The 24,187-nt window shown below is 60.1% G+C and carries 16 protein-coding genes; 6 read left to right on the top strand and 10 right to left on the bottom strand.

Features of this window, described 5'->3' with window-relative positions; genetic code table 11:
• Window positions 1-91: 91 nt before the first annotated feature.
• Entirely contained in the window at window positions 92-1,342 is a 1,251-nt protein-coding gene (locus tag ACN0RV_RS06165) for a hypothetical protein (RefSeq protein ID WP_417346526.1), read from the top strand.
• 45 nt (window positions 1,343-1,387) lie between these two features.
• On the opposite strand, the gene brnQ is transcribed toward ACN0RV_RS06165, so the two are convergent.
• A complete protein-coding gene (gene brnQ, locus ACN0RV_RS06170; RefSeq protein ID WP_417346528.1) occupies window positions 1,388-2,692 on the bottom strand; it encodes a branched-chain amino acid transport system II carrier protein in 1,305 nt (434 codons plus the stop codon).
• 346 nt (window positions 2,693-3,038) lie between these two features.
• Here brnQ and ACN0RV_RS06175 point away from each other — a divergent pair, with 346 nt between their 5' ends.
• The 4 genes from ACN0RV_RS06175 (at window position 3,039) to ACN0RV_RS06190 (ending at window position 7,839) form a co-directional block, all read left to right on the top strand.
• Window positions 3,039-3,734 (top strand): tRNA1(Val) (adenine(37)-N6)-methyltransferase, encoded by a 696-nt coding sequence (locus ACN0RV_RS06175; protein ID WP_417346530.1) that lies wholly within the window; start codon window positions 3,039-3,041, stop codon window positions 3,732-3,734.
• A gap of 7 nt (window positions 3,735-3,741) precedes the next feature.
• Window positions 3,742-4,965: an ATP-dependent RNA helicase SrmB gene (srmB, locus tag ACN0RV_RS06180; protein ID WP_417346532.1), complete on the top strand. Its 1,224-nt coding sequence runs from the start codon at window positions 3,742-3,744 to the stop codon at window positions 4,963-4,965.
• 8 nt (window positions 4,966-4,973) lie between these two features.
• Window positions 4,974-5,570, top strand: coding sequence for a TatD family nuclease-associated radical SAM protein (locus ACN0RV_RS06185; protein WP_417346534.1), 597 nt, complete (start codon window positions 4,974-4,976; stop codon window positions 5,568-5,570).
• 235 nt (window positions 5,571-5,805) lie between these two features.
• Complete coding sequence (locus tag ACN0RV_RS06190) at window positions 5,806-7,839, top strand: hypothetical protein (protein WP_417346536.1); 2,034 nt, start codon at window positions 5,806-5,808, stop codon at window positions 7,837-7,839.
• On the opposite strand, the gene ACN0RV_RS06195 is transcribed toward ACN0RV_RS06190, so the two are convergent.
• From ACN0RV_RS06195 to ACN0RV_RS06215, 5 genes are all read right to left on the bottom strand, one after another.
• Window positions 7,814-8,539 carry a DUF481 domain-containing protein gene (locus ACN0RV_RS06195; protein ID WP_417346537.1) on the bottom strand — a complete coding sequence of 242 codons (726 nt, stop codon included), beginning with the start codon at window positions 8,537-8,539 and terminating at the stop codon, window positions 7,814-7,816. The genes ACN0RV_RS06190 and ACN0RV_RS06195 overlap by 26 nt on opposite strands.
• Before the next feature lie 133 nt (window positions 8,540-8,672).
• Window positions 8,673-9,740: a class II fructose-bisphosphate aldolase gene (gene fba, locus ACN0RV_RS06200; protein ID WP_028109226.1), complete on the bottom strand. Its 1,068-nt coding sequence runs from the start codon at window positions 9,738-9,740 to the stop codon at window positions 8,673-8,675.
• Window positions 9,741-9,825: 85 nt separating this feature from the next.
• Window positions 9,826-11,004, bottom strand: coding sequence for a phosphoglycerate kinase (locus ACN0RV_RS06205; RefSeq protein WP_417346540.1), 1,179 nt, complete (start codon window positions 11,002-11,004; stop codon window positions 9,826-9,828).
• Between the two features lie 25 nt (window positions 11,005-11,029).
• Window positions 11,030-12,049 (bottom strand): erythrose-4-phosphate dehydrogenase, encoded by a 1,020-nt coding sequence (gene epd / locus ACN0RV_RS06210; protein WP_417346542.1) that lies wholly within the window; start codon window positions 12,047-12,049, stop codon window positions 11,030-11,032.
• 287 nt (window positions 12,050-12,336) lie between these two features.
• Window positions 12,337-14,703 (bottom strand): phosphoketolase family protein, encoded by a 2,367-nt coding sequence (locus ACN0RV_RS06215; protein ID WP_417346544.1) that lies wholly within the window; start codon window positions 14,701-14,703, stop codon window positions 12,337-12,339.
• A gap of 193 nt (window positions 14,704-14,896) precedes the next feature.
• Here ACN0RV_RS06215 and ACN0RV_RS06220 point away from each other — a divergent pair, with 193 nt between their 5' ends.
• Window positions 14,897-15,373: a DUF2947 family protein gene (locus tag ACN0RV_RS06220; protein ID WP_417346546.1), complete on the top strand. Its 477-nt coding sequence runs from the start codon at window positions 14,897-14,899 to the stop codon at window positions 15,371-15,373.
• A gap of 12 nt (window positions 15,374-15,385) precedes the next feature.
• Here the strand turns inward: ACN0RV_RS06220 and ACN0RV_RS06225 are convergent, their stop codons facing one another.
• The 4 genes from ACN0RV_RS06225 to speE all read right to left on the bottom strand — a co-directional run bounded on the left by ACN0RV_RS06225 (window position 15,386) and on the right by speE (window position 24,111).
• Window positions 15,386-18,538 carry a hypothetical protein gene (locus tag ACN0RV_RS06225; RefSeq protein ID WP_417346548.1) on the bottom strand — a complete coding sequence of 1,051 codons (3,153 nt, stop codon included), beginning with the start codon at window positions 18,536-18,538 and terminating at the stop codon, window positions 15,386-15,388.
• Window positions 18,539-18,946: 408 nt separating this feature from the next.
• The gene (gene tkt, locus ACN0RV_RS06230) at window positions 18,947-20,938 is read right to left on the bottom strand and encodes a transketolase (RefSeq protein WP_417346550.1); all 1,992 of its coding nucleotides are present in this window, start codon (window positions 20,936-20,938) and stop codon (window positions 18,947-18,949) included.
• A gap of 399 nt (window positions 20,939-21,337) precedes the next feature.
• Window positions 21,338-23,236, bottom strand: coding sequence for a biosynthetic arginine decarboxylase (speA, locus tag ACN0RV_RS06235; RefSeq protein ID WP_417346552.1), 1,899 nt, complete (start codon window positions 23,234-23,236; stop codon window positions 21,338-21,340).
• A 14-nt stretch (window positions 23,237-23,250) separates the two neighbouring features.
• Entirely contained in the window at window positions 23,251-24,111 is an 861-nt protein-coding gene (gene speE / locus ACN0RV_RS06240; protein WP_417346554.1) for a polyamine aminopropyltransferase, read from the bottom strand.
• Window positions 24,112-24,187 lie beyond the last annotated feature (76 nt).

Raw genomic sequence — 24,187 nt, forward strand, 5'->3', positions numbered from 1 at the left:
TGGGTTGAAGTTTTTATCCGCCCCATTGGTTAAATCCAGTTTTCTGTCCTAGCGTTATTGAACTGACAGGTTTTCTGCCCAGGGAGGGGTTATGAATCAAACCTTAACGGAACTGATTGCCGAACAAGGGGAGCTTTCTCATCTTTTGAACCCGGCCAACCGTCAACATCAGTCCAGACTGACCTCCATGGCAAACCATCTGCTGGAACAGGGGCTGGACCTGTATCAGCTCAAGCAGCTGGAACAGGAGCTGATCCTGCACCAGGCACTGGCCGCCAAGATGGCGGTCAAGCTGGCCATATCCAAGCTCTACCTGAGAGAGTGCAGACCCGACACAGTGATCAGTGTGGTGTTTGCCATGTACAAGGAACACAACAGGATGCTCAGCCCCCAGGAGCACCCCCATGGTGAAGCCTTCATCCAGAGAAAGTTCGAGCAACTGCAGTGGTTATGCCAGGACAACCCCAACCTTCGCTGGCGCCTGATACTGGTGGACGATGGCTGCCCGGAGAACAGCGGAGGCCGTGCCCTCGATCAACTCGATGCCCTGCCAGGATTCCCTCCCATCGAAGTGGTGTTTCTGGAGGAGGCGATCAGGGAGAGGCGCGGGCCTGCCGCCAGCCTCAGCAGCACCGGCGACAGTCAGAAGGGCGGCTCCATCGCCTATGGCCTGTGGCATGCGGCCCAATACCCTCACAAGGGGGACCACTTCGTCGCCTACACCGACGCCGATCTCTCCACCCACCTTGGCCAGTTGGGGTTGCTGGTGGAAAACCTCCATCGCCATGACAATCTGATCGCCTGTGGCTCAAGACGGGAGCCCACCTCGGTCGTGGTCAAGCAAGGCGTGCGAAATCACCGAGGCAAGCTGTTCATCTATCTTTGGAAAAGGATGCTCCCTCAACTGGACAGCATCGTAGATACCCAGTGCGGATTTAAGATGCTCAGGTCCAGCTGCATCGATGAGCTGACCCGTCAGATGCTGGAGAAACGCTTTGCCTTCGACATCGAGCTGCTGCTGAGGATGTCGCTGACTCAGCCTCAGCGCATCGGCAAGGTGGCGGTCGGCTGGATCGACAGCGATGCCCTCTCCACCACCACCGAGCTCTCTCCCTACCTGAGCATGCTCAAATCTGTCGTCGCCATCTACCGCCACTACCTTCCCGCTCACCCGGTCTCGGATCAGTTTGCCGCCTTGATCGACACGATGAATGAGGACCAGTGGGAGCGGCTGGTTGCGGCTCTGGGACCGATATTTGATGGGGTGGAGATCAGCCGCCTGTGCAGCACCGAACTGATGAGTGCGGTGCAGCTGGCCCAGAAAGCCGGCACCGCCGCATAAAAAAACAGGGCGCCTCTTGGGCGCCCTGAATCTTTATTCTGGCGTTCAGTGTGCCAGCTGCGGCTGAGGACGGCGCAACAGGCAACCGATGACGCTGGCCAGCACAGTGGGCAGCAGCCAGGCCATACCCTGATCGTACAGAGGAACGGCGGAGATGAAGTCGGTGCTCAGGCCTGCGGCCTTCATGCCGTCAAACACACCAAACAGACCGGATACGGACACCATCAGCAGCAGACCTGCGCGCTCGTTCTGCATCAGGCTACGAATGAAGCAGAAGGCAATCAGCGCCATGGCCACGGGGTACACCGCCATCAGCACAGGAATGCTCACCTGAATCAGCTGGCTCAGGCCCACGTTCGCCACCACGGCACAGAACACCGCGTTGGCCACCACGAAACCACGGTAACCCACCTTGGGCATCAGCTCGGCGAAGTAATCGGAGCAGGCAGAGATCAGGCCAATCACTGTGGTCAGACAGGCCAGGGTCACCACCGCACCCAGCATCACCACACCGGCATTGCCAAACACCTGGTACACAAAGGTGGTCAGGATGGCTCCGCCTGTGTCAGCACCGGCACCCAGCACAGAGCTGGTGGCACCCAGATAGAACAGGGGCACATAGACAAAGGCCAGGCCGGCAGCGGCGATCATGGCGGCAATCCCCAGGTAACGGGCCTGACGGCCACTGTCGGTGATCCCCTTCTTACGCAGCAGATCCACGATCAGCATGCCAAACACCAGAGAGGCCAGGGCGTCCATAGTGCCATACCCCTCGAGGAAACCCTTGGTGAAGGCGCCACTGGTGTACGCTCCCTGGGCCTGACCAATGGGATCCTGGGGGAAGGCAAAGGCGGCAACCGCCAGCACAGCAAACAGCAGAATCAGGGCAGGCGTCAGCACCTTGCCCACGCTGTCCACCAGGTTACCGGGGAACAGCGCCAGCAACATGGCGATACCGAAGAAGATCACCGAGTAGAGCGCCTGGGTGGTAGCACCGGGCTCGGTCAGAAAGGGCACAGCCCCCATCTCGTAAGCCACCAGACCGGCTCGGGGTGCCGCGAATGCGGGGCCGATGATGATGAAGATGGCACAGGCGATCACCACACCCACCCAGGCGGGCAGTTTCTTGGTGATCACCGGAATGCTGCCACCGGCCTTGGCTACGGCCACCAGGCCCAGCAGCGGCAGACCCACGGCGGTGCACAGGAAGCCAATCATGGCCGGGAAGTAGTTGTCTCCGGCCAGGAAGCCCGCCATGGGGGGAAAGATCATGTTACCGGCGCCCAAAAAGAACGCGAAGGTCATAAAGCCGACACTCAAGGTGTCCATCAAGGTTAAACGCTTTTCCAAACTTGCCTCTTCTTCATTTAAAACCCTGTTGCCAAGGCCACCCATGTAAACTTTGGGTTACACTCAATTTGCTGTTTTTCCCTCTTATTCTGAGGGTTTTCTAACCAATCGTTTGGTAAAAGCGAATGTCCGTGGTTAGTTTCTCGTCCTTTTTCGTTAAGGGCGATCCAATGGACCATCAAATCGCAGCGACAGTTAATACCGCAATCGCGTACAATACACAATGCCCTCACCACAAAATGAAACCAAGTCAGACCATTTCATTAACATTTCGGTTTTATTAGAGACACAGGCTTTTGATATCGAATCTGGTAAAATCCCCGCCTTGTACATTTGGAATGTGTCCATGGGTTTTACCTTTAAGCAGTTTCACATCGACGACGACCGCTGCGGCATGAAGGTCAGCACCGACTCGGTGCTGCTGGGCAGTTGGGCGCGGGTTGTCCCCGAGGGGCGCACCCTGGATCTGGGTTGCGGCTCCGGACTCCTGGCACTGTGCTGCGCCCAAAGAGGCTCAGGCCGGATAGACGCCCTGGAACTGGATCCGGATGCGGCCTCACAGGCTCGGGACAATGTGGCCGCCAGCCCGTGGCATCAGCAGATCCAGGTGTTCCAGGGTGATTTGCGTCAGTGGGCCGACGCCCACCAGGGCCGCTATCGGCACCTGATCAGCAACCCGCCCTATTTCGAAGACAGCCTGGCGGCGCCCTGCCCCAAACGTGCCCAGGCCCGAAGTGGCCTCAGCCTGAACAGGCTGCTGGAGGCGATGGCACAGCTGCTGGCCCCCTGGGGGCATATCAGCCTGGTGCTGCCCGCCTTCAGTCTGCAGAGACTAAACCAGGCCGCCATGGAGAGCGGCCTGACCCTGACCCGGTTAACCCGGGTCAGCAGCACCCCGGTCAAGGGGGACAAACTGATTCTGGCGGAACTGGCCCGGGAAACGGCCGACTGCCCCATACAACAACTGGTGATTCATGGCCCTGACGGCGGCTACTCCAAGGAGTTCCGCGCCCTGACCGCCGACTTTTATCTGAAGGGATAGACCCCACATGAGTTTTGAAAACCTGGAGCTGGATTCCCGGCTGATGCGCGCCATCACCAAGGCAGGCTACACCACCCCCACCTCGGTACAGGAGGAGGTGATCCCCCTGGCCATGGAGCAGAAAGATATCCTGGCCAACGCCCCCACGGGCACCGGCAAGACCGCCGCCTACCTGCTGCCTGCCCTGCAGCACCTGCTGGACTTCCCCCGCAAGGACCCAGGCCATGCCCGGGTACTGGTGCTGACCCCCACCCGGGAGCTGGCATCCCAGGTACGCGACTATGCGGACAAGCTGCTGGCTGGCCTGGGAATCACCACAGGCACCCTGACCGGCGGCGTGGATTACAACCAGGATGACGAGATGCTGGGTAAAAACCTGGATCTGCTGGTGGCGACCCCGGGACGACTGATGGATTACATCGAGAAGGAGAAGGTGGCCTGTCGCGACGTGGAGATCCTGGTGATCGATGAAGCGGACCGGATGCTGGACATGGGCTTTGGCCCCACGGTGGATCGCATCGCCGCTGAGGCTCGCTGGCGTAAGCAGACCCTGCTGTTCTCCGCCACCCTGGAGGGCAACGCCGTCGAAGGGTTTGCCCGGGATCTGCTGGATGAGCCCGCCCGGGTCAGCACCTCGCCCTCCCGCAGAGAGCGCAAGAAGATCGCCCAATACTACTACCGTGCCGACGACGCCACCCACAAACTGGCCCTGCTCAAGCGCCTGCTGGCCGATGAAGAATGCACCAAGGCGGTGGTGTTCGTTCGCACCCGTGAGCGGGTGGAGAAGCTGATCGCCCAGATGGACAGAGCCGGCATTCGCACCAACTGCCTCAAGGGTGAGATGCCCCAGGCCAAGCGCGACGCCGCCATCGCCCGCTTCCGCGATGGCGAGATCAAGGTGCTGATCGCCACCGACGTGGCCGCCCGTGGCCTGGACATTCAGGGGATCACCCATGTGATCAACTACGACCTGCCCCGCCATGCAGACACCTATGTCCACCGCATCGGACGTACCGCCCGCGCCGGTGCCAAGGGCTGCGCCATCTCCATCGTCGAAGCCCACGATCACCCCTATCTGGGCAAGATTGAGCGCTATGTGGGCGACCCCATTCGTCGCCGGGTGTTCCAGGATATGAAGCCCCAGACCAAGGAACCCAGTACCCCGAAAAAAGCGAAGAAGCCGGCCTCCAAGGTGAAAAAGCCTAAGAAGCCGAAGAAGCCAAAGAAGTAGGATCCAAGATGAGCCAGCTGGTCTACGACATCCGCAACAGCCGCTACATCAACCTGACCGGTCGGTGTACCCTGCAGTGTGCCTTCTGCCCCAAGCACAACGGCAGCACCGAGGTACACCAGTACCAGCTGAAGCTGGATAAACAGCCCAGGGCGGAGGAGATCATCCCCCTGCTTGGCGAGGTCACCGACTTCGATGAGATCGTCTTCTGCGGCTATGGGGAGCCCACCCTCAACCTGGATGCCCTGCTGGCCATTGCCCGCCATGTGAAAGCCCACGGCGGCAAGACCCGCATCAACACCGATGGTCTGGGCAACTTGTTTCACCGCCGCAATATCCTGCCGGAGCTGGGGGAGTGCATCGATGCCCTCTCCATCTCCCTCAATGCCCAGGATGAGGCCACCTACCACAAACACTGCCGTCCCAGGCTCAAGGGCAGCTATGAGGCCATGCGCGCCTTCCTGAAGGAGGCCCCACAGCACATTGCCAGGGTCAGTGCCTCCGCCATCGACGGCCTGGAAGGGGTGAACATTACCGCCTGCCAGGCGATCTGTGACGAAGCGGGCGTCCACTTCAGGCACCGGGCCCTGGATGTGGTGGGGTAAACCCACAGAATGGCGGCCACTGGCCGCCATTCTGTTTCTGCGCGATATCCCGCCGTGTCTAATCGAAATCCCTAATTGCCGTCTCAAATCCTCGACCAGAAACTCGTCAACGATGACCGGGGCCGTGGCTCACCGATTACATGAGTGATACAGTGAGGCAAATTCGACTCAACCCTTATTTGACATGACACCGAAACTCTCCTCTTTACTGGATTCCCTGCCGGAACTGAGCAGCATGGGACGACGAGTGGACACCCTCTGGGGCCAGATCGCCGTCATCATCTGCCTGACCGCGGTGATCCTGGGGTGGGCCTTCGGCGTCAACCTGGAATCCCAGCGGGAGCAGCTGGGGAATCACAGATTCTCCGAGGTGCAGCTGTTCAGCGACCGGGTGTCAGATCGGCTGCTCTCCCTTCAGGCCCGAGGCCAGGCCATCGCCCAACTGGGGGTGTTGCGCTTCCTGCTGGACGACCCTCAATTGGATAAACCCCTGCTAAAAAACTACCTGCAGGGGCTCTCCAACAAGTTCGAGGCGATCGAAGCCATCGAGCTCTACGACGAACAGAACCGTCTGGTGGTGGGTACGGATCTCAAGGGCCTCAACAGCTATGGCGGACAGGCGGACAATCAGCCCGCCATGGGAGAGGAGCTGGGACGCTACTCGCCGCTGATGGTGGACCCCAAACTTCACCGCATTGAGCACTGGCAGCGGATCCCCATCCCCCGCAACCCTCATGGGGTGGAGTACGCCGCCATCTATTCCGATCTCACCCCGGTGCTGAGCGCCTTCTATCGCACCGACCGCATGGGCGAGATCCCCCTGGTGATGTTCGACATCCAGGGCGATCCCATCAAGGTGTCCCACACCGGGGGAAACATCCGTCTCACCAGCGAGGAGCGGGCGAACTATAACGCCCTCTGGCCCGAAATTCGCGGTCGCCAGTTTGGTCAGCTGACCCTGGATGACCGCCACTACCTCTACCTCAAGGTGACCGCGGGACACTTCGAACCCTTCTATCTGGTCTCCTCTTTCGATGATCATGATCTGGAGCTGCTGGCCAGGGACCACCGCCGTCTGCTGGGCGCCACCGGCCTGGTTCTGGTGCTCTTCCTGTGCTGGCTCACTATCCAGAAGCATGGCCTGCTGCGTCAGCAGGGCCACTTCCAGCTGGCCATGGACATCACCGAGCAGATCTACCAGCACGCCGGCAGCACCCTGCTGTTCACCACCTCGGGCAAGCTGCTCTCCGGCAACCCTAGCGCCCTCAACATGCTGGGCCTCAAAGGGGGGCGTCAGGGGGCTCTGTGGTTCTCCAAGCTGTTTGACTCCTCCCTGGCCCGTCACGGCTGGGAGATTGCCCTGGAGAAGGGGCACTGGCGCGGCCAGCTGCCCGCCCGGGAGATGCAGCAGCTGCTCAGCGTAGAGCTGTGCCACACCCAGGGCGAAGGACATTACCCTCTGGTGGTGGCCAACCTGCATGCCATCACCGATGAGGAGGAGGCCTACCGCTCCCTGTCACGCACCCCTGTGGGCTTGGCACTGATGGACAGTGACTATCACCTGGTGTTGAGCAACCCCTCTCTGCAGTCGATGCTGGGGCTGGACGCCGATTCCTGCCGTAAGCTGAACCTCACCGATCTGGTGAGCCTGCCTGAGGGGATCACCCCCAAGGGGATCACCGCCACCCTGGGACGCAATGAAGCCTGGGAGGAGCGGGTGTGGCTGGCCACCGCCAACCAGGGGATCCTGCCTCTGCTGGCCAAGATCAATACCAGCGACGACCGGGGCCAGCTGGTCCTGACCCTGATGAGCCCCGCCGAACCCTCGGTGGCGGTTGCCGGCATTCGCGAGCTGCAGCTGTTCTATCGCAGGGCGGTGGCACCGGCGGCACTGATCCGCATCAGCCTGAATCAGGAGATCACCCCGCCCCACGAAACCCGGCAGATCAACCAGAGTCTGATCCGCCAGCAACTGGCGACCCTGGTGCCCATGCACAGCTGCATCGCCCAGGTGGGGGAACACACGTTGCTGCTGGTATCGGACAGCCGGCCCCAGCAGGTGGAGGCGATCGCCGATGAGATGGCTGCCCGCTTCAGGGGCACACCCATCAGCCTGCAGTTCAACGCCTGCTGGCTCGATGGAGAGATGGAGCTGGGAGATGCCCTGGCACTGATGCGCCAGGGTGAGGGGGCCGGAACCGGCGACCTGGAATGGGCCGCCGAAGGACCGGCCTATGACGCCATCAGAACTTATACAGAAGGGTCATAGAGGTCTCTGTATCCAGAGAATCCTTATCGTCCACCGGTTTGGTGGTGTGCTTGACGGCGAAGGCAAACTTCATCGCCAGGGAACCCACCAGGCTGGCGGTGACCGAAGATTCCGCCTTGGTGATGGTGGCGTTGCCTGACAGGCTGATGTCCGACGCCAGCTTCTGACGAAACTCCGCACTCTCCGAGAAGGCCCACCAGAAATCCAGGTTGGCCCGGGCGATGATGGAAGATTCATTGCCCGCATCCGGCGCCTGAGCCGGGTCTACCCGCTTGTAGCTGTAACCCGGGCCAATCTCACCGTCCAGATAGATCTTGTTGCCCTGATAGAGGCGGCGACCGTAACCGGCGGCGGCGGTGGCCACGTAGCGGTAGCCGGAGAACTTGTCGATGTCGTTGGAGGCAAAACCAAACAGGTAGGAGTGTTCGCTGAAGCGGTAGTTGCTCTGGGCCTCACCATAGTAACGCTCTTTGGAGACCTGCTGATCATCCTCCACATAGAGGGCTTCCAGCAGGTAGCGGTTCTCGAAGTCACTCAGCCAGTGTTTGTACTCCACCTTGCCCTTCACCGTGGTCACTTCACTGTTGCCCGTGGTGTTGGAAAAACCCAGCTCTGCGTTGCCGACCGGGGCGGTGGCATCTTCAGCCACTGCCCAGGGAGAAAGTGCCATCAGGGCAACGGCCAATAGTGTTTTTTTCATCATCCAATCCTTTCTACTGCATCCCTAAAACGCTCCGCCCCAACACTGGGCCCGGAGGTGTGACAAAGTTAACACAAGCGTAAAAAAAACGCCCGCAAATGCGGGCGTTTCAGCAGTTCGGAATGAATGCGCCTTAGATGTGAACCTTAGGGTCCAGCTCACCGGTCTGGTAGCGCTTGTACATCGCCTGCAGGGACAGGGGCTTCATCTTGGAACCCATGCCGGCACAGCCGAAGGCTTCGTAGCGATCGGTACAGATCTGAGCCATGGCGTCCATGGAGGCCTTCAGGAACTTACGAGGGTCAAACTCGGACGGGTTCTCCGCCAGGAAGCGGCGAACGGCACCGGTAGAGGCCAGACGCAGGTCGGTGTCGATGTTCACCTTGCGAACACCGTGCTTGATCCCCTCAACGATCTCCTCAACAGGCACACCATAGGTCTCTGGGATGTTGCCGCCAAACTCGTTGATCACCGCCAGCCACTCCTGAGGTACGGAGGAGGAACCGTGCATCACCAGGTGGGTATCAGGGATACGGGCATGGATCTCCTTGATGCGGTCGATGCGCAAAACGTCGCCGGTCGGCTTCTTGGAGAACTTGTAGGCACCGTGGCTGGTACCAATGGCGATGGCCAGGGCATCCACCTTGGTGGCGGCAACAAAGCGGGCCGCCTCTTCAGGATCGGTCAGCAGTTGGTCGTGGCTCAGAACGCCTTCGGCACCCACACCATCCTCTTCACCGGCCATGCCGGTCTCCAGGCTGCCCAGGCACCCGATCTCACCCTCAACGGACACACCACAGGCGTGAGCGAAGGCAACGGTACGCTGAGTCACCTGAACGTTGTAACCGTAGTCCGCAGGGGTCTTACCGTCCTCGCGCAGGGAGCCGTCCATCATCACGGAGCTGAAGCCCATCTGGATGGAGCGCTGACAGACATCGGGAGAGGTACCGTGGTCCTGGTGGATACACACAGGCACATCCGGGTACTGCTCCAGGGCGGCGTTCATCAGGTAGCGCAGGAACTGGGGACGGGCGTACTTACGGGCACCGGCGGAGGCCTGAACGATCACCGGAGAATCGGTGGCTTCGGCGGCCTGCATGATGGCACGCATCTGCTCCAGGTTGTTAACGTTGAAGGCGGGCACACCATAGTTGTGCTCCGCGGCGTGGTCCAGCATTTGGCGCAAAGAGATCAGTGCCATGGGAAAAGCTCCTGTTGTATATGTAAGGCTTATTAGGCGCGCTTTCCCGCGCGCCTGAATTCATTCTTATTGAGGTCTGGGCCGGTTAGCCCTGGGCGCGCTGCTCCAGCATGGCCACCGCAGGCAGCTTCTTGCCTTCCAGGAACTCCAGGAAGGCACCACCACCGGTGGAGATGTAGGAGACCTTATCGGCGATCTCATACTTGTCCACGGCCGCCAGGGTGTCACCGCCACCGGCGATGGAGAAGGCATCGGACTCGGCGATGGCGCGAGCAATGGTCTCGGTGCCCTTGCCAAACTGGTCAAACTCAAACACGCCCACAGGACCGTTCCAGACGATGGTGCCGGCAGACTTCAGTACCTCGGCCAGGGCGGCGGCACTGTCGGGACCGATGTCGAAGATCATGTCGTCGTCGGCCACGTCGGCCACAGGCTTCAGAGTGGCTTCGGCGCTCTCGGAGAACTCCTTGCCCACCACCACGTCAGTGGGAACAGGGATATCGCCACCACGGCTCTGTGCCTGAGCGGTCAGGGTGTTGGCCTGGTCGATCAGGTCAGCTTCATACAGGGACTTGCCCACCTTGTGGCCGGCAGCCGCGATGAAGGTGTTGGCGATGCCGCCACCCACAACCAGCTGATCCACCACCTTGGACAGAGACTCCAGAACGGTCAGCTTGGTGGAGACCTTGGAGCCGCCGACGATAGCCACCAGGGGGCGGGCCGGGTTGTCCAGGGCCTTGCCCAGGGCTTCCAGCTCACCGGCCAGCAGGGGACCTGCACAGGCCACAGGGGCGTACTTGGCCACACCATGGGTGGAGGCCTGGGCGCGGTGGGCGGTACCGAAGGCGTCCATCACGAACACGTCGCACAGGGCGGCGTAGGCCTTGGACAGAGTCTCGTCATCCTTCTTTTCGCCTTTGTTGAAGCGAACGTTCTCCAGGATCACCAGCTCACCCTCGGCAACCTCGACACCGTCCAGGTAGTCGGTGGCCAGACGCACGGGGCATTCCAGTTCATTTGCCAGGTGCTCCACCACGGGCTGCAGAGAGAACTCGGCAGCAGGCTCACCCTCGGTGGGACGACCCAGGTGGGACATCACCATCACCTTGGCGCCCTGCTCCAGGGCCAGCTTGATGGTGGGCAGAGACGCACGGATACGGGCATCGGAGGTAACTTTACCCTCTTTGACCGGCACGTTCAGGTCCTGGCGAATCAGCACTCGCTTACCGGCCAGAGCCAGATCCTTCATCTTGATAACGCTCATGGTTATTCCTCTTAAAGTGATTAAATCAAATCTGTTCTTGTGCCGACATTGCCAGGCAGGTATCCAGCATCCGATTGGCGAAGCCCCACTCGTTATCACACCAGATCAGCAGCTTCACCAGGTGGCCATCCGCCACCCGCGTCTGGGTCCCATCCACGATGCAGGAGTGGGGATCGTGGTTAAAATCACTGGAGACCAGTGGCGCTTCAGTATAGTCCAGGATGCCGCGCAGCCTGCCCTGAGCCGCCTTGGCCAGGATCCGGTTTACGCTGTCAATGTCGACTCGCTGCCTCAGGGTCAGCGACAGGTCCATGGCGGTGACGTTGATGGTCGGCACCCGCACCGCAATGGCCTCAAATTTGTCTGCCAGATGGGGCAGTATTCTCTCAATTCCCCGGGCCAGTCTGGTGTCCACCGGAATGATGGACTGGCTGGCGGCTCGGGTTCGACGCAGATCGTCGTGATAGGCGTCGATCACCTGCTGGTCATGCATGGCGGAGTGGATGGTCGTCAGGGCTCCACGCTCTATGCCAAAGGCTTCATCCAGCAGGGTGATGACCGGCACCGAGCAGTTGGTGGTGCAGGAGGCGTTGGACACTATGCGGTGTTCCGGTTTCAGTTTCACCTCGTTAATGCCAAACACCACGGTGGCGTCCACATCCGGGGCCGCCGGATGGGAAAACAACACCTTGCCCGCCCCCGCCTGCAGATGCAGGCCGGCGTCGTCACGGCTGCTCAGCTTACCGGTACACTCCAATACGATATCCACACCCAGCCGCTTCCAGGGCAGTTGGGCCGGATCGGCGCAGTGGAGCAGCTCGATGTTGTCTGTCCCCACTTTCAATGCCCCCTGCTCCAGGCTGACGCACTGGGCAAAGCGGCCGTGGGTGGTATCGAACTGGGTCAGGTGGGCGATCGCCTCTGGTGAGGCCAGCTCATTGATGGCCACGACCTGTATCTGTTCCCGCAATCCGCTCTCATAGAGCGCTCGCAGAGTAGAACGGCCGATGCGGCCAAATCCGTTGATGGCGACCCGTATTGTCATCTATTCACTTAATCGGTTTTACAGCGGCGGCCATTTTATCCCAGAACAGGCCACGTCCCAAAGGCTTATCCCCAAGGTCAATGGTGCCGACAGGTGGCTTTGCTCCCAAATCAGTAATTAAAAGACAACCTGAAACCATCAAATGAAAGCCAGCTACATCAGGCTGGTGCAGATTTGAACAATTCTCAGGCAAAGCATCCACGCTCAGTAACTCGGCACCGAATTTGAGACAAAGTCACCTGAAAAAAAGAGGGCCATCAGGCCCTCTTATTGTCAGTCACTGCGTCTTAGCGAGACCAAACCCAATCGGTGATCTCCTTGGGATCCACACCGAACTCCTTGATGTAGTTCCTGTGGTCTACCAGGCGCTGCAGCATGTCGGTGGTGATCTCAACGTGCTGAGCATCGGTGATCACGCCCTGCTGGAAGGCCTTGTACGCCATGTCGATTACCAGGTGGTAACGGGAGGTACCGTTACGTACACCCATATCGAATGGGGTAGTGGTGGAACCCTCTTCAACGTAACCCTTCACGCGGCAACGCTGGATGCCCGGGTAGTTGAACAGCAGCTTGTGGATGGTGTTGGGGTAACCGTGGTAGTTGATCACCACGCCCTTGTCCTTGGTCAGGAACTCATCCAGCAGAGTGGGGTTCTGGCCGTACTTCAGGCTACCGATGCCGTCGGAGGTCAGCTCGGAGATGTTCACGAAGCGGATCTTCAGGGTAGGCAGCAGCTCACGGATCAGAACCAGGGCAGCCATACACTCCTGGGTCACGTAGTCACCACAGGAAGCCAATACCACGTCCGGGTTCTCATCGGAGGCGAAGTCCCAGGTCATGATGCCTTCAGCACACTGCTTCTTGGCCTCTTCCAGGGTCAGCCACTGAGGCAGCTCCTTCTTACCGGCCACGATGACGTTCAGCTTGTCGCGGTCGTCAAACGCCTTCTCGGTGTAGCACAGGGTGCTGTTGCCGTCGGCGGGCAGGTAGGCAGAGATGATGGTGGGGTGCTTCTCCAGCATGGCGCCCAGCAGAGACGGGTTCTGGTGGGAGTAGCCGTTGTGATCCTGGCGCTCCAGCAGGGAGGACAGTACCACGTTGCAGGAAGGCACAGGCTTGCGGAAAGGCACGCCCTGAGAAGCGTAAACGTACTTACAGTACTGGTCGCACATGGAGGAAACCACCTGGGCGAACGCTTCGTAGGTTGGGAACATGCCGTGACGGCCGGTCACGGTGTAACCGTGCAGCATACCGAACAGCAGGTTCTCGGACAGCAGCTCCATAACGCGGCCGTCGCGGGACATGTCGTTGTCCCACTCTTTGATGGGCCACTGCCAGGCACGGCTGGTCTCTTCGAATACCGCCTGCAGCTGGTTGGAGTAGGTCTCATCAGGAGAGAAGATACGCAGGTTCTTCTGCTCGGCGTTGAGGCGGAATGCATCACGCATCCACTCACCCATCTTGTTCATGGACACGCCACGCTGACCGCGTGGGGTCTCGGAACCGTAGGACAGTCCCTTCAGGTCAGGCTTGTTCAGCGGACGAACCACCTCACCACCGTAGGACAGGATCTGGCGACCGATGCGCAGATCTTCACGGGGGATCAGAGTCTCAATGTCGGCATCGAACTTGATAGAGCCGTCATCTTCGATCTTGTACAGCTCATCAAAGCCGTAGCTGGCCATCCACTCATTCAGCATCCGCAGATGCTCAGGGTCCTTGGCGCAGTTGTTGATGATAACCTGGTGGGAATCGCAGTTACCCTCCAGCTTCTTACCATCGGCTTCTTTGGTGCCGGTCCAGCCCTTGGCGGTGCGCATGGCGATGACAGGCCACTTGGGCTTGCATACATCTTCGCCGTTGCGGGCGCGGGTCTGGATGTCGTTGATGATTTCGTAGGCGCGGTCCATGGCATCAGCCATCTGAACGTACACGTCCTCCTCTTTCTCATCGTCAACGAACAGCACTTCGTAGCCCAGGCCGGTGAACTCCATGCGAATCTCTTCGTCGTCCATACGACCCAGACGGGTAGGACCGGAGATCTTGTAGCCGTTGATGTGCAGAATCGGCAGCACCGCGCCGGAGTTCTTAGGATCCAGCAGGCGGTTGGCGTACCAGGACGCGGCCAGAGGACCGGTCTCGGACTCACCGTCACCCACCAGAACCACGTTGATCAGGTCAGGGTTATCCAGGGCAGCGCCGTAGCCTACCGCCAGAGAGTAACCCAGCTCACCACCTTCCAGGATCTGGCCGGGGGCTTCAGGGTTGGCGTGAGAAGGATAACCGTAAGCTGCGGAGAACTTCTCGCAGATCTGCTTCATGCCCGCTTCTTTGTACGGAATGGTCTCGGGATAGAAGTGAGACAGAGAACCTTCGATAAACAGGTTGGCCTGTACCGCGGGGAAACCGTGGCCTGGACCTACCAGGTAGAGGAACGGACGGTTGTGCTTGCAGATAAGACGGTTGATGTGGGCATAAACGAACGCGATGCCGGGGCAGGTACCCCAGTGGCCCAGCAGACGGGGCTTGATGTCATCGTGCTGCAGATCGCGTTGCAGCAGTACGTTTTGCTTCAGGTAAATTTGAGCTACTGAGAGAAAATTGCTTGCGCGAACCAGTTTTTTCAGCGCACCAATTTCTTTGCTAGTTGCCATGATTACGTTGCTCCCTTACAAGTGATGCCTAAAGTTACATCGATAACCGAACGGATTTTGTGACATAGACCCAACTTTTATGAAATTAAATTACAAAAAAGCAGAATTTAAAGACTCGTCTACATTTCGGGACAGCTGAATAAGGGTAGACCATCTGGTAGAGTGTGCGGACCTAAGGAACCGGACCCTTTCAATGAAGTACAGCGACTTTGAGCACTACCCCTACCTCTGGGTGTTTAAGCGGCAGGATATGGACGTGAGCGAGCAGGACCTGTCTCACATCCGCCCCCTGACCCCCAGGGCGGCCGATGAACTCTGGCAGGCACAGATCAGCAAGAACGCCAACCACTGCACCGATCTAAGAAAGGGGGACTGGGCCCGTAACCAGCAAACCTGGCAGGAAACCCTGCCCTGGGAAGCCGCCTTCGACAGCGAGGATCCCGCTCTGCCCGAGGAGGTGGAACCTTTCCTGGCCTGGGACGACAACACCGTGGTCTGGGTCTGCTACGGCAGCGACCACGTGGTGGAAACCCACTGGGCGGTGTTCCGCCGCAACTGGAAGTGCTTCATGTTTGCCGACGAAGCCGCCCTGGTGATCGGCAAACGCCGCCGCCAGGCCCTGTTCTTCGCCGACGAGCACAACCTCAAGCTGGGCACCCGGCCTCAGTGACCTGGAAGGCGATTACTGCGCAGACTGCTCCTGCCGCAGTACCCTGGCCCAGATGGCGAAGGCTCGATGCCAGTCCGGCTTGGCGTACAGGAACAGCTGATGGGCCAGCAGACTGCTGATCCTGGGATCCCAGGGGTGGAGCTCCAGCCAGTCATAGCCGAGGGCCGCCTGCTCGAAACGATCGCTGATACCACTGCCGTCCACCCCGTAACTCATCAGCCCGGGCGGGCGGTAGATCACCTCGGTCAGAGTGTTAGCCAGGCACTGGAACTCTGTGCTGAGATCCGCCAGCCCCATCTCATGGGCCAACAGCAAAAAGCCCACATCCAGGTGACCATGGTTGAGGTCCTCCACCACCTCTCTCTCCTCGCCCTTGGGGTCAAACGCGTAGCTCCAGCGGCAGTAACGGTCTGATTCCAGCCTGAAGCTGTCCAGCAGGAACATCAGCAACTCCCCCGACTTGATGGCCAGATCCCCGGTGCCGCTTCCGTACCTGTGGGCCAGCAACATCGCCGTCCCCATGGAGAGGCTGTGGTTGTAGGGTAACGGCTTGGTGAACAGGCCATTGTCCCCATAACTGTCGTTCTTGTAGTTCACATAGTGGTAGCTGCCGGGGATGGCGCTGTTCTTGGTGTTGCTGTAGGAGCTGTCATGGCTACGGATGATGGTCAGAGCCCGAGCCAGGTAGCGATCCGCCGCCGCCATAAAACTCTGCTTATTGTGGGTCTTGATGTGATCCACCAGACGCATGATGCCACTGAGGATCATGCCATCACTGAGCACCTCGGCCCGCCAGCCACGATAGGCCCGTCGCCAGCCCGGTACAGGTTCTCCCGGGGTGTTGAGGTAGTACTTGGGGGCCACCTCATAGGGCTCGGTGCTCAGGTTCAGCTCGCCGCGGGCGACCCGCTGATCATCGGTGTAGGCCAGCATGTGATCCGCCAGCTCCACCGCATACGCCAGGTAACTGTCATCATCGAAGGCCGCCGCCATATCCACATAGGCACGCAGCCAGTAATGCCCCTCCCAGGCCAGGCGGTTATTGTCGTTGCCCTCGGTGGTTGTCATCAGCGGGCGGGTGACCGGGTACTGGGTTTCAAACCAGCTGTCCCAGGCCACCTTGGAGCCGATATGAGACTTGGGCAAAGGCTGAGGCACAGCCGCTTCCAACCAGCCGGACTGAGCCGGGCCAACCAGGGTCAGACTCTGGGACAGAGCCCCCCGCTCCAAAATTCCCAGCTCCCCATCAAAGCCGTAGCTGCGGGAGTTGTCCTTGTTGTGGCCGTCAAACAGCATCAGCGCCCGCAATGCCCCGGGATAATGTGCGTCATCCAGTTGATAGAGGCGCTGCCAGTGAAGCAGTTTGGGGTCCAGCGCACTCATCGCCACCTCGCGCTGCACCTGGGAGTCTGACACCCGTATCAGCCCCTCCTGAAGTTCCACCAGCAGGTAACGATACTGATAGGGGGCCAGGCCGGTCACTGAGAATGACTGACCCGCCACCTGGCCAAACACCCGGTCGGGGCCATAGCCAATGTGATCGCCGCTGTCGGCATCGCTGATCAGCACAGTCTCCACCTGGGCCTCACCGGTCACCGGCTCCAACCAGGCCAGGATGCGGTGCCAGCCCTCCGGGGACCACTCCTGCAGCAGGCCATAGTCATCGAAGCCATCAAACAGCACGGCGCGACCATTGGCCCCGGTAAGCAGATCGGTGTCTGGCACCACCACTATGGGCGGCTCGGGCTCGGGCTCAGGCTCAGGCTCAGGTTCCGGCTCGGGCTCCGGAGGCGGTACTGTGCTTCCCTCGCCAAAGTCCGTCATCCACTGAGCATCATCGAACTGTTCGGGGTCCGGGTTGGTGGGCACCCGGCTGGCGGCAAGCCAGTCCTCCTCTCCGACCCCGGAGAGCTGGCCCTGGGCACCGGACTGCCAGAGCCAGATGCCACTGTCGGGTTCGAAGCTGTACACCCTGGAGTTGGCCGGGGTCTGCTCATCCATCAGCACCAGCAGCTGCAACGCTCCCTGGGAGTAGTCACTGTAGCCGCGGCGGAACAGCCGATCATAGGACACCGCGGTAGGATCTATGTTGCTGCTGCTGACCTCATGGGTCTGATCCCCATCCGAGGCACTCAGGCTGCCGGGTGCCACCCTCATCCACAGGTAGCCCGAGTCCTGAAAGCGGAACTTGCCGTAGATCCCGGGGTACTGGCTGCCCCAGCGCCCCTGAACGGTATCGTGGTTAAAGGCGAGAAACTCACTGCTCCCCGAGTCGCTGAGCAGTATGGTGCGCTCCCTGGGATCATCGGCCAGGGATTCCAGCCAGGCAAACACCTGGAAGGGGCCGGTGGCCTGCCAGGGCGTCAGGGTACCGAAGGAGGCGATACCATCGAAGTAAACCGCCTGGGTTGCCAGGATGCCGGGGGCGGGCTCGGGTTCGGGTTCCGGCTCAGGTTCCGGCTCGGGCTCGGGCTCGGGCTCGGGCTCGGGTGCCGGCACTGTGCCATCACCAAACAGGGCCTGCCAGGCTTCAGGATCGAACAGCTCGGGATCCGGGTTCTGGGGCGTGACTGAGGCGATGATCCAATCCCCATCGCCTACGCCATAAAGCGTCGCCGGCTCACCTTCGAGGCTGACCACCCCCTCGCCGAACAGCACACCATAGGCCCTGGAGTTGCTCGGCGTCTGCAGATCCATCAGTGCCAGCCCCTGCAGGGCCCCGATGGAGTAATCCTTGTAGCCACGACGATAGATCCAGCCATAGCCCACGGCAGTGGGGTCGATGGCGCCATCGGACACACTGCGGGTCACCACACCGTCGGAGGCGGTGAGCACTCCCGGGGCAACGATAAACTCCGCATAGCCGGTATCGTTGAAGGCGAACTGGCCATAGATGCCCGGATAGCGCCCCCCCCAGCGCCCCTGGACGCTGGTGTGGGTGAAGGAGAGAAATTCACTGGAGTCTGCTGAGGTGAGCACCATGGTGCGGGCGTTTGGGTCAGGATTGATGCTGGCAAACCACACCACCACCCTGAAGCTGCCATCGGGCTGCCACTGGGCAATCTCCCCATAACTGCGATCACCGGAGAACACCACCGCCGGGGAGGCCACCACACCGACACTCAGGCAACAGCCCAGCAACCAACCTAATCCTCTCCAGCACATGGAACTCACCTGGCAGGCATTCAATCGGACTGACAAGTGTAGACAAGCTGGCGCAATTTCAGAGAATTATGCCAGGCATTTATTAAGGTCAATGTGCAACCCTCTGGCAAAAGGTCAAAAAAAAATCCCCCGACGAGGCGGGGGATTATTTAGGTGCTGTTGACCTTTAGTGAATATTTTTGCGCCAACCCTAGATTGACTCGGTATCAACTCGCTTTGACAATTACTTGGCGCTGATCAGTATCGAGTTAAATTGGCGCCCTTCGGGGCCGGACTGACGACAACCACTCTGCGTCGTTCGATATTTGACGTAGAACCACTATGCCAGCAATCGAACTTCTTGATTGGTCGCCGTCATCCTCGGCTAAATTCTCACCACTAAAGATCAACAGCCCCTAGGAGCTAGGCTTACAGGGCGTTGGCGGCCTCGACAATGTTCTCAACGGTGAAGCCGAACATCTTGAACAGCTCACCGGCAGGGGCAGACTCACCGAAAGTGGTCATGCCGATCACCTTGCCGTTCAAACCCACGTACTTGTACCAGTAGTCGGCGATGCCGGCTTCGATGGCCACACGCTTGCTGATGGCAGCAGGCAGTACGGATTCCTTGTACTCAGCGCTCTGGGCGTCGAAGGCATCGGTACAGGGCATGGAGACCACGCGCACCGCCTTGCCCTGAGCTTCCAGCACTGCGGCCGCTTCCATCGCCAGCTCCACTTCGGAACCGGTGGCGATCAGAATCAGCTCTGGGGTGCCGGCGCTGTCTTTCAGCACATAGCCACCCTTGGCCACGTCAGCCAGTTGCTGAGCATCACGGGCCATGGGCGCCAGACCCTGGCGGGAGAAGATCAGCGAGGTAGGACCGTCGTTACGCTCAACGGCGTGCTTCCAGGCTACCGCGGACTCCACGGAGTCACAGGGGCGCCAGGTGCTCATGTTGGGGGTCATGCGCAGGGAGGCGATCTGCTCAACAGGCTGGTGAGTCGGACCATCTTCACCCAGGCCGATGGAGTCGTGGGTATACACGAAGATGGAGGGCTGCTTCATCAGCGCCGCCATACGAACAGCGTTACGGGCGTACTCCATGAACATCAGGAAGGTGGCGCCGTAAGGCTTGAAGCCACCGTGCAGGGTTGCACCGTTCATGATGGCGCTCATGCCGAACTCACGTACACCATAGTGGATGTAGTTACCGGACGCATCATCCGGGGTCACGGACTTGGAGCCGTCCCAGATGGTCAGGTTGGACGGTGCCAGGTCGGCGGAGCCACCCAGGAACTCGGGCAGCATGGGACCGAAGGCGTTCAGGCAGTTCTGAGACGCTTTACGGGTCGCTACCTTGGTGGAGTTCGCCTGCAGATCGGCGATGTAGGCCGCAGCCTTCTCTTCCCAGTCGGCAGGCAGGTCGCCAGCCATACGACGCTTCAGCTCGGCAGCCAGCTCAGGGTAGGCGGCGGCATAGGCGTCAAAGCGACCGTTCCAATCGGCTTCCTTGGCGGCACCGGCTTCATTGCCGTCCCACGCCTGCTTCACATCCGCAGGGATCTCGAAAGGCGCGTGGGGCCAGTTCAGGAATTCACGGGCTGCGGCGATCTCGGCATCACCCAGGGGGGCGCCGTGGCAGTCGTGGGAACCGGACTTGTTGGGGGAGCCGAAGCCGATGATGGTGCGGGTGCAGATCAGGGTAGGCTTGTCGCTCTCCGCCTTGGCGGCTTCGATGGCGGCCTTGATCTGCTCCGGGTTGTGACCGTCGATGTCACGGATCACGTGCCAGCCGTAGGACTCGAAACGGGCAGGAGTGTCGTCGGTGAACCAGCCTTCAACGTGACCGTCGATGGAGATGCCGTTGTCATCCCAGAACGCCACCAGCTTGCCCAGCTTCAGGGTACCGGCCAGGGAGCAGGCTTCGTGGGAGATACCCTCCATCAGACAGCCGTCGCCCATGAACACATAGGTGTGGTGGTCAACGATCTCATGACCCTCACGGTTGAACTGGGCCGCCAACACCTTCTCGGCCAAGGCCATGCCCACGCCGTTGGTGATGCCCTGACCCAGAGGACCTGTGGTGGTCTCGACACCGGGCGCATAGCCGTACTCCGGGTGACCAGGAGTGCGGGAGTGCAGCTGACGGAAGTTCTTCAGGTCGTCGATGCCGAGGTCATAGCCGCTGAGGTGCAGCAGCGAATACAGCAGCATGGAGCCATGGCCGTTGGACAGGATGAAACGGTCGCGGTCTGCCCACTCAGGGTTGCCTGGGTTGTGCTTCAGAAAATCGCGCCACAGGACTTCGGCAATGTCCGCCATGCCCATGGGGGCACCGGGGTGGCCGGAGTTGGCTTTCTGAACTGCATCCATGGACAGGGCACGGATAGCATTAGCTAGCTCTTTACGAGATGACATCTTGGCTCCAACTTGTATATGTAGGGGTATGCTCCTAAGGGCGCACATATCTCTGCTGAGTATTTTTGCGCCAACACCCAGCCGCTGTGGCATCTGGGTGTTTTGAATTCGCTCGATATTGGGCACATCCTGGCTGATCGCTGCGCCCTTAGGGGCCGGCCTGACAACAACCACTCTGCGTCGTTCGACTTTGACGTAGAACCACTATGCCTTCAATCGAACTTCTTGCTTGGTTGCCGTCATCCTCGGCCAAACTCTCAACACCAAAGATAAACGCGCCCTAAATCAGGTGGCATATTTTCGCCATTTGTGACCCCCTTAGCAAACTATTCCCATAAAAAAACGGCCTTTCGGCCGTTTCATAGATAGGTAACTACTGAAAAAGCGAGTATTTCCCTATCAGGGTTCCAGGTAGGTGTAGCCCACCAGCCCCTGTTCCAGGTCGATGAGGGCTTCGTCCCGCTGGCCGTCCGCCAGGTTGCAGGACTCCAGACGGGAGCGGTAACGCTCCAGCATCCACTCAGGATCCAGGTTGACGTACTCCAGCACCTCGTTGACCCGGGTACCGGGCAGGTACTCCACCACCTCGATCTCACCGTCATCCTGCAGCTTGATGTCCACCACATCGGTGTCGGCAAACAGGTTGTGCATGTCCCCCAGGATCTCCTGGTAGGCGCCCACCATGAAGAACGCCACATGATAGGGGTGCTCAGCACTCCAGGCAGGCATCGGCAGGGTGGTCTCGATCCCCTGGCCATCCACGTACTGGTCGATGGTGCCATCGGAATCGCAGGTGATGTCCAGGATCACCGCCCGTCGGTCCGGCTTGCTCTCCAGTCCGGACAGGGGCAACACCGGGAACACCTGATCGATGCCCCAGGCATCGGGCAGGGACTGGAACAGGGAGAAATTGACAAAGAACTTGTCCGCCAGCTTCTCATTGAGCTCATCGATGATGGGCCGGTGAGAGCGGTTCTTCGGCGACAGCTCCTTGGACACCTCGTAACACACCTGCAGATGCACCTGCTCCGCCCAGGCGCGCTGGGACAGATCCAGCAGGCCATAGTTGTACTTGGCGTGCACATCGGCCAGGTCGTTCACCGTGTCGTGATAGGTCTCTCCCAGGGCGCGGGCGTCGGTGTGCTCGCGCACCTCCTGCAGGGTCTGCCACATGTTCTTCAGCACCAGGGGCGCACCGTTGCCCGGAGGGGGCAGGGTTTCCGGCTCGTAGGCCTCCACCCCGATCACGTCGCCAATCAGCACCGCGTGGTGGGCGGTCATCGCCCGGCCCGACTCGGAGATCAGCCTGGGATGGGGCAGATGGTACTGGCGACAGACATCGCCGATGGCGTACACCACGTTATTGGCGTACTCCTGCAGGGAGTAGTTCACCGAACAGTTGCTCTGGCTGCGGGTACCCTCGTAGTCCACGCCCAAGCCGCCACCCACATCCACCGTGGTGATGGGGGCACCCAGCTTACGCAGCTCCATATAGAAGCGGCCACACTCGGTCAGCCCCTTCTGAATGTCGCGGATGTTGGCGATCTGGCTGCCCAGATGGAAGTGCAGCAGTTGCAGACACTCCAGCCGGCCCGACTCCCTCAGGGTCTCCACCAGCTTGAGGATCTGGGCGGCAGACAGGCCGAACTTGGACTTCTCGCCGCCGGATGCCTGCCACTTGCCCTTACCCTGGGACGCCAGGCGGGCGCGCACCCCCAACAGCGGGGAAACCCCCAGGGCCTCGGCCTCCTCCAGCACCAGCTGCATCTCAGACATCTTCTCGATCACCAGGAACACCTGATAACCCAGCTGCTGACCACGCAGGGCCAGGCGCACATACTCCCGGTCCTTGTAACCGTTGCAGACGATCACCTGGGCGCTGTCCTGGGCCATGGCCAATACCGCCAGCAGCTCGGGCTTGGAGCCCGCTTCCAGTCCCAGGGACTGGCCGCCACCGGCCAACAGCTCCTGCACCACGGTGCGCTGCTGATTCACCTTGATGGGGTAGACCGCCAGGTACTGCCCCTGGTAGCCATACTCACTGATGGCGGTGGTAAAGGCGCTGCACAGCCCCTGCACCTGGGAGTGCAGGATCTGGGGAAAACGCACCAGCATAGGCAGTTGGGCGCCCCTGTCCTGGATCAACTGCTCGGTCAGTTTGGACAGTGACAGACTGATTTGCGGGTTGGCCGGGTTGGGGCGTACCTCAACCTGACCCTCGCCGTTTACGCCGTAGTAACCCCGGCCCCAGTAGGGCACGTTGTAGAGTTGATGGGCGTCGCGACTACTCCAGCTCAATGGCCTCTCCTCCGTCAGCTCACCTTGGCCAGGCGATCCACCAGGTATTGAGGCAGAGCGAAGCTGCCCAGGTGGATGCCGGGATTGTAGTACTTGGTGCTGATGCCGGCGGCGGCAAAGCGGGCACTGATGGTCTCCAGGCTCACTTGGCGCGCCTCGGCATTGTCACTGGCCCAGGCGAAGCTCATCACACCGCCGATGTAGGTGGGCACCGCTGCCACGTAGAAATGGCGATCGCCAAAGTAGGGCGCCAGACGCTGGTAGGTGGTCTCCGCTTCGCCCTGCTGCATGAAAGGCACGCCATTTTGGGCCACGAAGATGCCGCCTTCGGTCAGGCACTGTTTGCAGCCCTTGTAGAAGTCAGACTCGAACAGGGCCTCGCCGGGACCGATGGGATCGGTGCAGTCGGAGATGATCACATCGAAGGTCTCCTGGCAGTTCAGCACGAACTCCTTACCGTCATTGATGACAATCTCCACCCGGGCGTCGTCGAAGGCACCCTGACTGTGGTTGGGCAGGTGCTCCTTGCACATCTCGATAACGGTGTTATCGATCTCCACCTGGACCACACGCTCCACGCTCTGGTGCTTGATCACCTCGCGCAGCATGCCGCCGTCACCGCCACCGATGATCAGCACCTTCTTGGCACTGCCATGGGCCAGCAGCGGCACATGGGTCAGCATCTCGTGGTAGATGAACTCATCGGCTTCGGTGGTCTGGATAATGCCATCCAGGGCCATCACCCGGCCAAAGCGCTCATTCTCAAAGATGATCAGTTCCTGATGTTCGGTGGGGGCGCGAAACAGCACCTTGTCCATGCCAAACTCCTGGCCATAACCAGGATAGAGGGTTTCTTTGTAATGTTTGTCGCTCATTGCGCGGTCTCCGAACCATTTCGCGTCTGTCCCAACTGGCGGGCAGACTCATGTAGAAAGAGTGTAGATAAAACGG

Source organism: Ferrimonas sp. (assembly GCF_048263965.1).
Taxonomy (GTDB): domain Bacteria; phylum Pseudomonadota; class Gammaproteobacteria; order Enterobacterales; family Shewanellaceae; genus Ferrimonas.

What these genes read in the sequence shown, in the direction of transcription:
- ACN0RV_RS06165 (WP_417346526.1), top strand. Translation starts at nt 92, where the DNA reads ATGAATCAAACCTTAACGGAACTGATTGCCGAACAAGGGGAGCTTTCT.
- ACN0RV_RS06175 (WP_417346530.1), top strand. Translation starts at nt 3,039, where the DNA reads ATGGGTTTTACCTTTAAGCAGTTTCACATCGACGACGACCGCTGCGGC.
- srmB (WP_417346532.1), top strand. Translation starts at nt 3,742, where the DNA reads ATGAGTTTTGAAAACCTGGAGCTGGATTCCCGGCTGATGCGCGCCATC.
- ACN0RV_RS06185 (WP_417346534.1), top strand. Translation starts at nt 4,974, where the DNA reads ATGAGCCAGCTGGTCTACGACATCCGCAACAGCCGCTACATCAACCTG.
- ACN0RV_RS06190 (WP_417346536.1), top strand. Translation starts at nt 5,806, where the DNA reads ATGGGACGACGAGTGGACACCCTCTGGGGCCAGATCGCCGTCATCATC.
- ACN0RV_RS06195 (WP_417346537.1), bottom strand. Translation starts at nt 8,539, where the DNA reads ATGAAAAAAACACTATTGGCCGTTGCCCTGATGGCACTTTCTCCCTGG.
- fba (WP_028109226.1), bottom strand. Translation starts at nt 9,740, where the DNA reads ATGGCACTGATCTCTTTGCGCCAAATGCTGGACCACGCCGCGGAGCAC.
- ACN0RV_RS06205 (WP_417346540.1), bottom strand. Translation starts at nt 11,004, where the DNA reads ATGAGCGTTATCAAGATGAAGGATCTGGCTCTGGCCGGTAAGCGAGTG.
- epd (WP_417346542.1), bottom strand. Translation starts at nt 12,049, where the DNA reads ATGACAATACGGGTCGCCATCAACGGATTTGGCCGCATCGGCCGTTCT.
- ACN0RV_RS06215 (WP_417346544.1), bottom strand. Translation starts at nt 14,703, where the DNA reads ATGGCAACTAGCAAAGAAATTGGTGCGCTGAAAAAACTGGTTCGCGCA.
- ACN0RV_RS06220 (WP_417346546.1), top strand. Translation starts at nt 14,897, where the DNA reads ATGAAGTACAGCGACTTTGAGCACTACCCCTACCTCTGGGTGTTTAAG.
- ACN0RV_RS06225 (WP_417346548.1), bottom strand. Translation starts at nt 18,538, where the DNA reads ATGTGCTGGAGAGGATTAGGTTGGTTGCTGGGCTGTTGCCTGAGTGTC.
- tkt (WP_417346550.1), bottom strand. Translation starts at nt 20,938, where the DNA reads ATGTCATCTCGTAAAGAGCTAGCTAATGCTATCCGTGCCCTGTCCATG.
- speE (WP_417346554.1), bottom strand. Translation starts at nt 24,111, where the DNA reads ATGAGCGACAAACATTACAAAGAAACCCTCTATCCTGGTTATGGCCAG.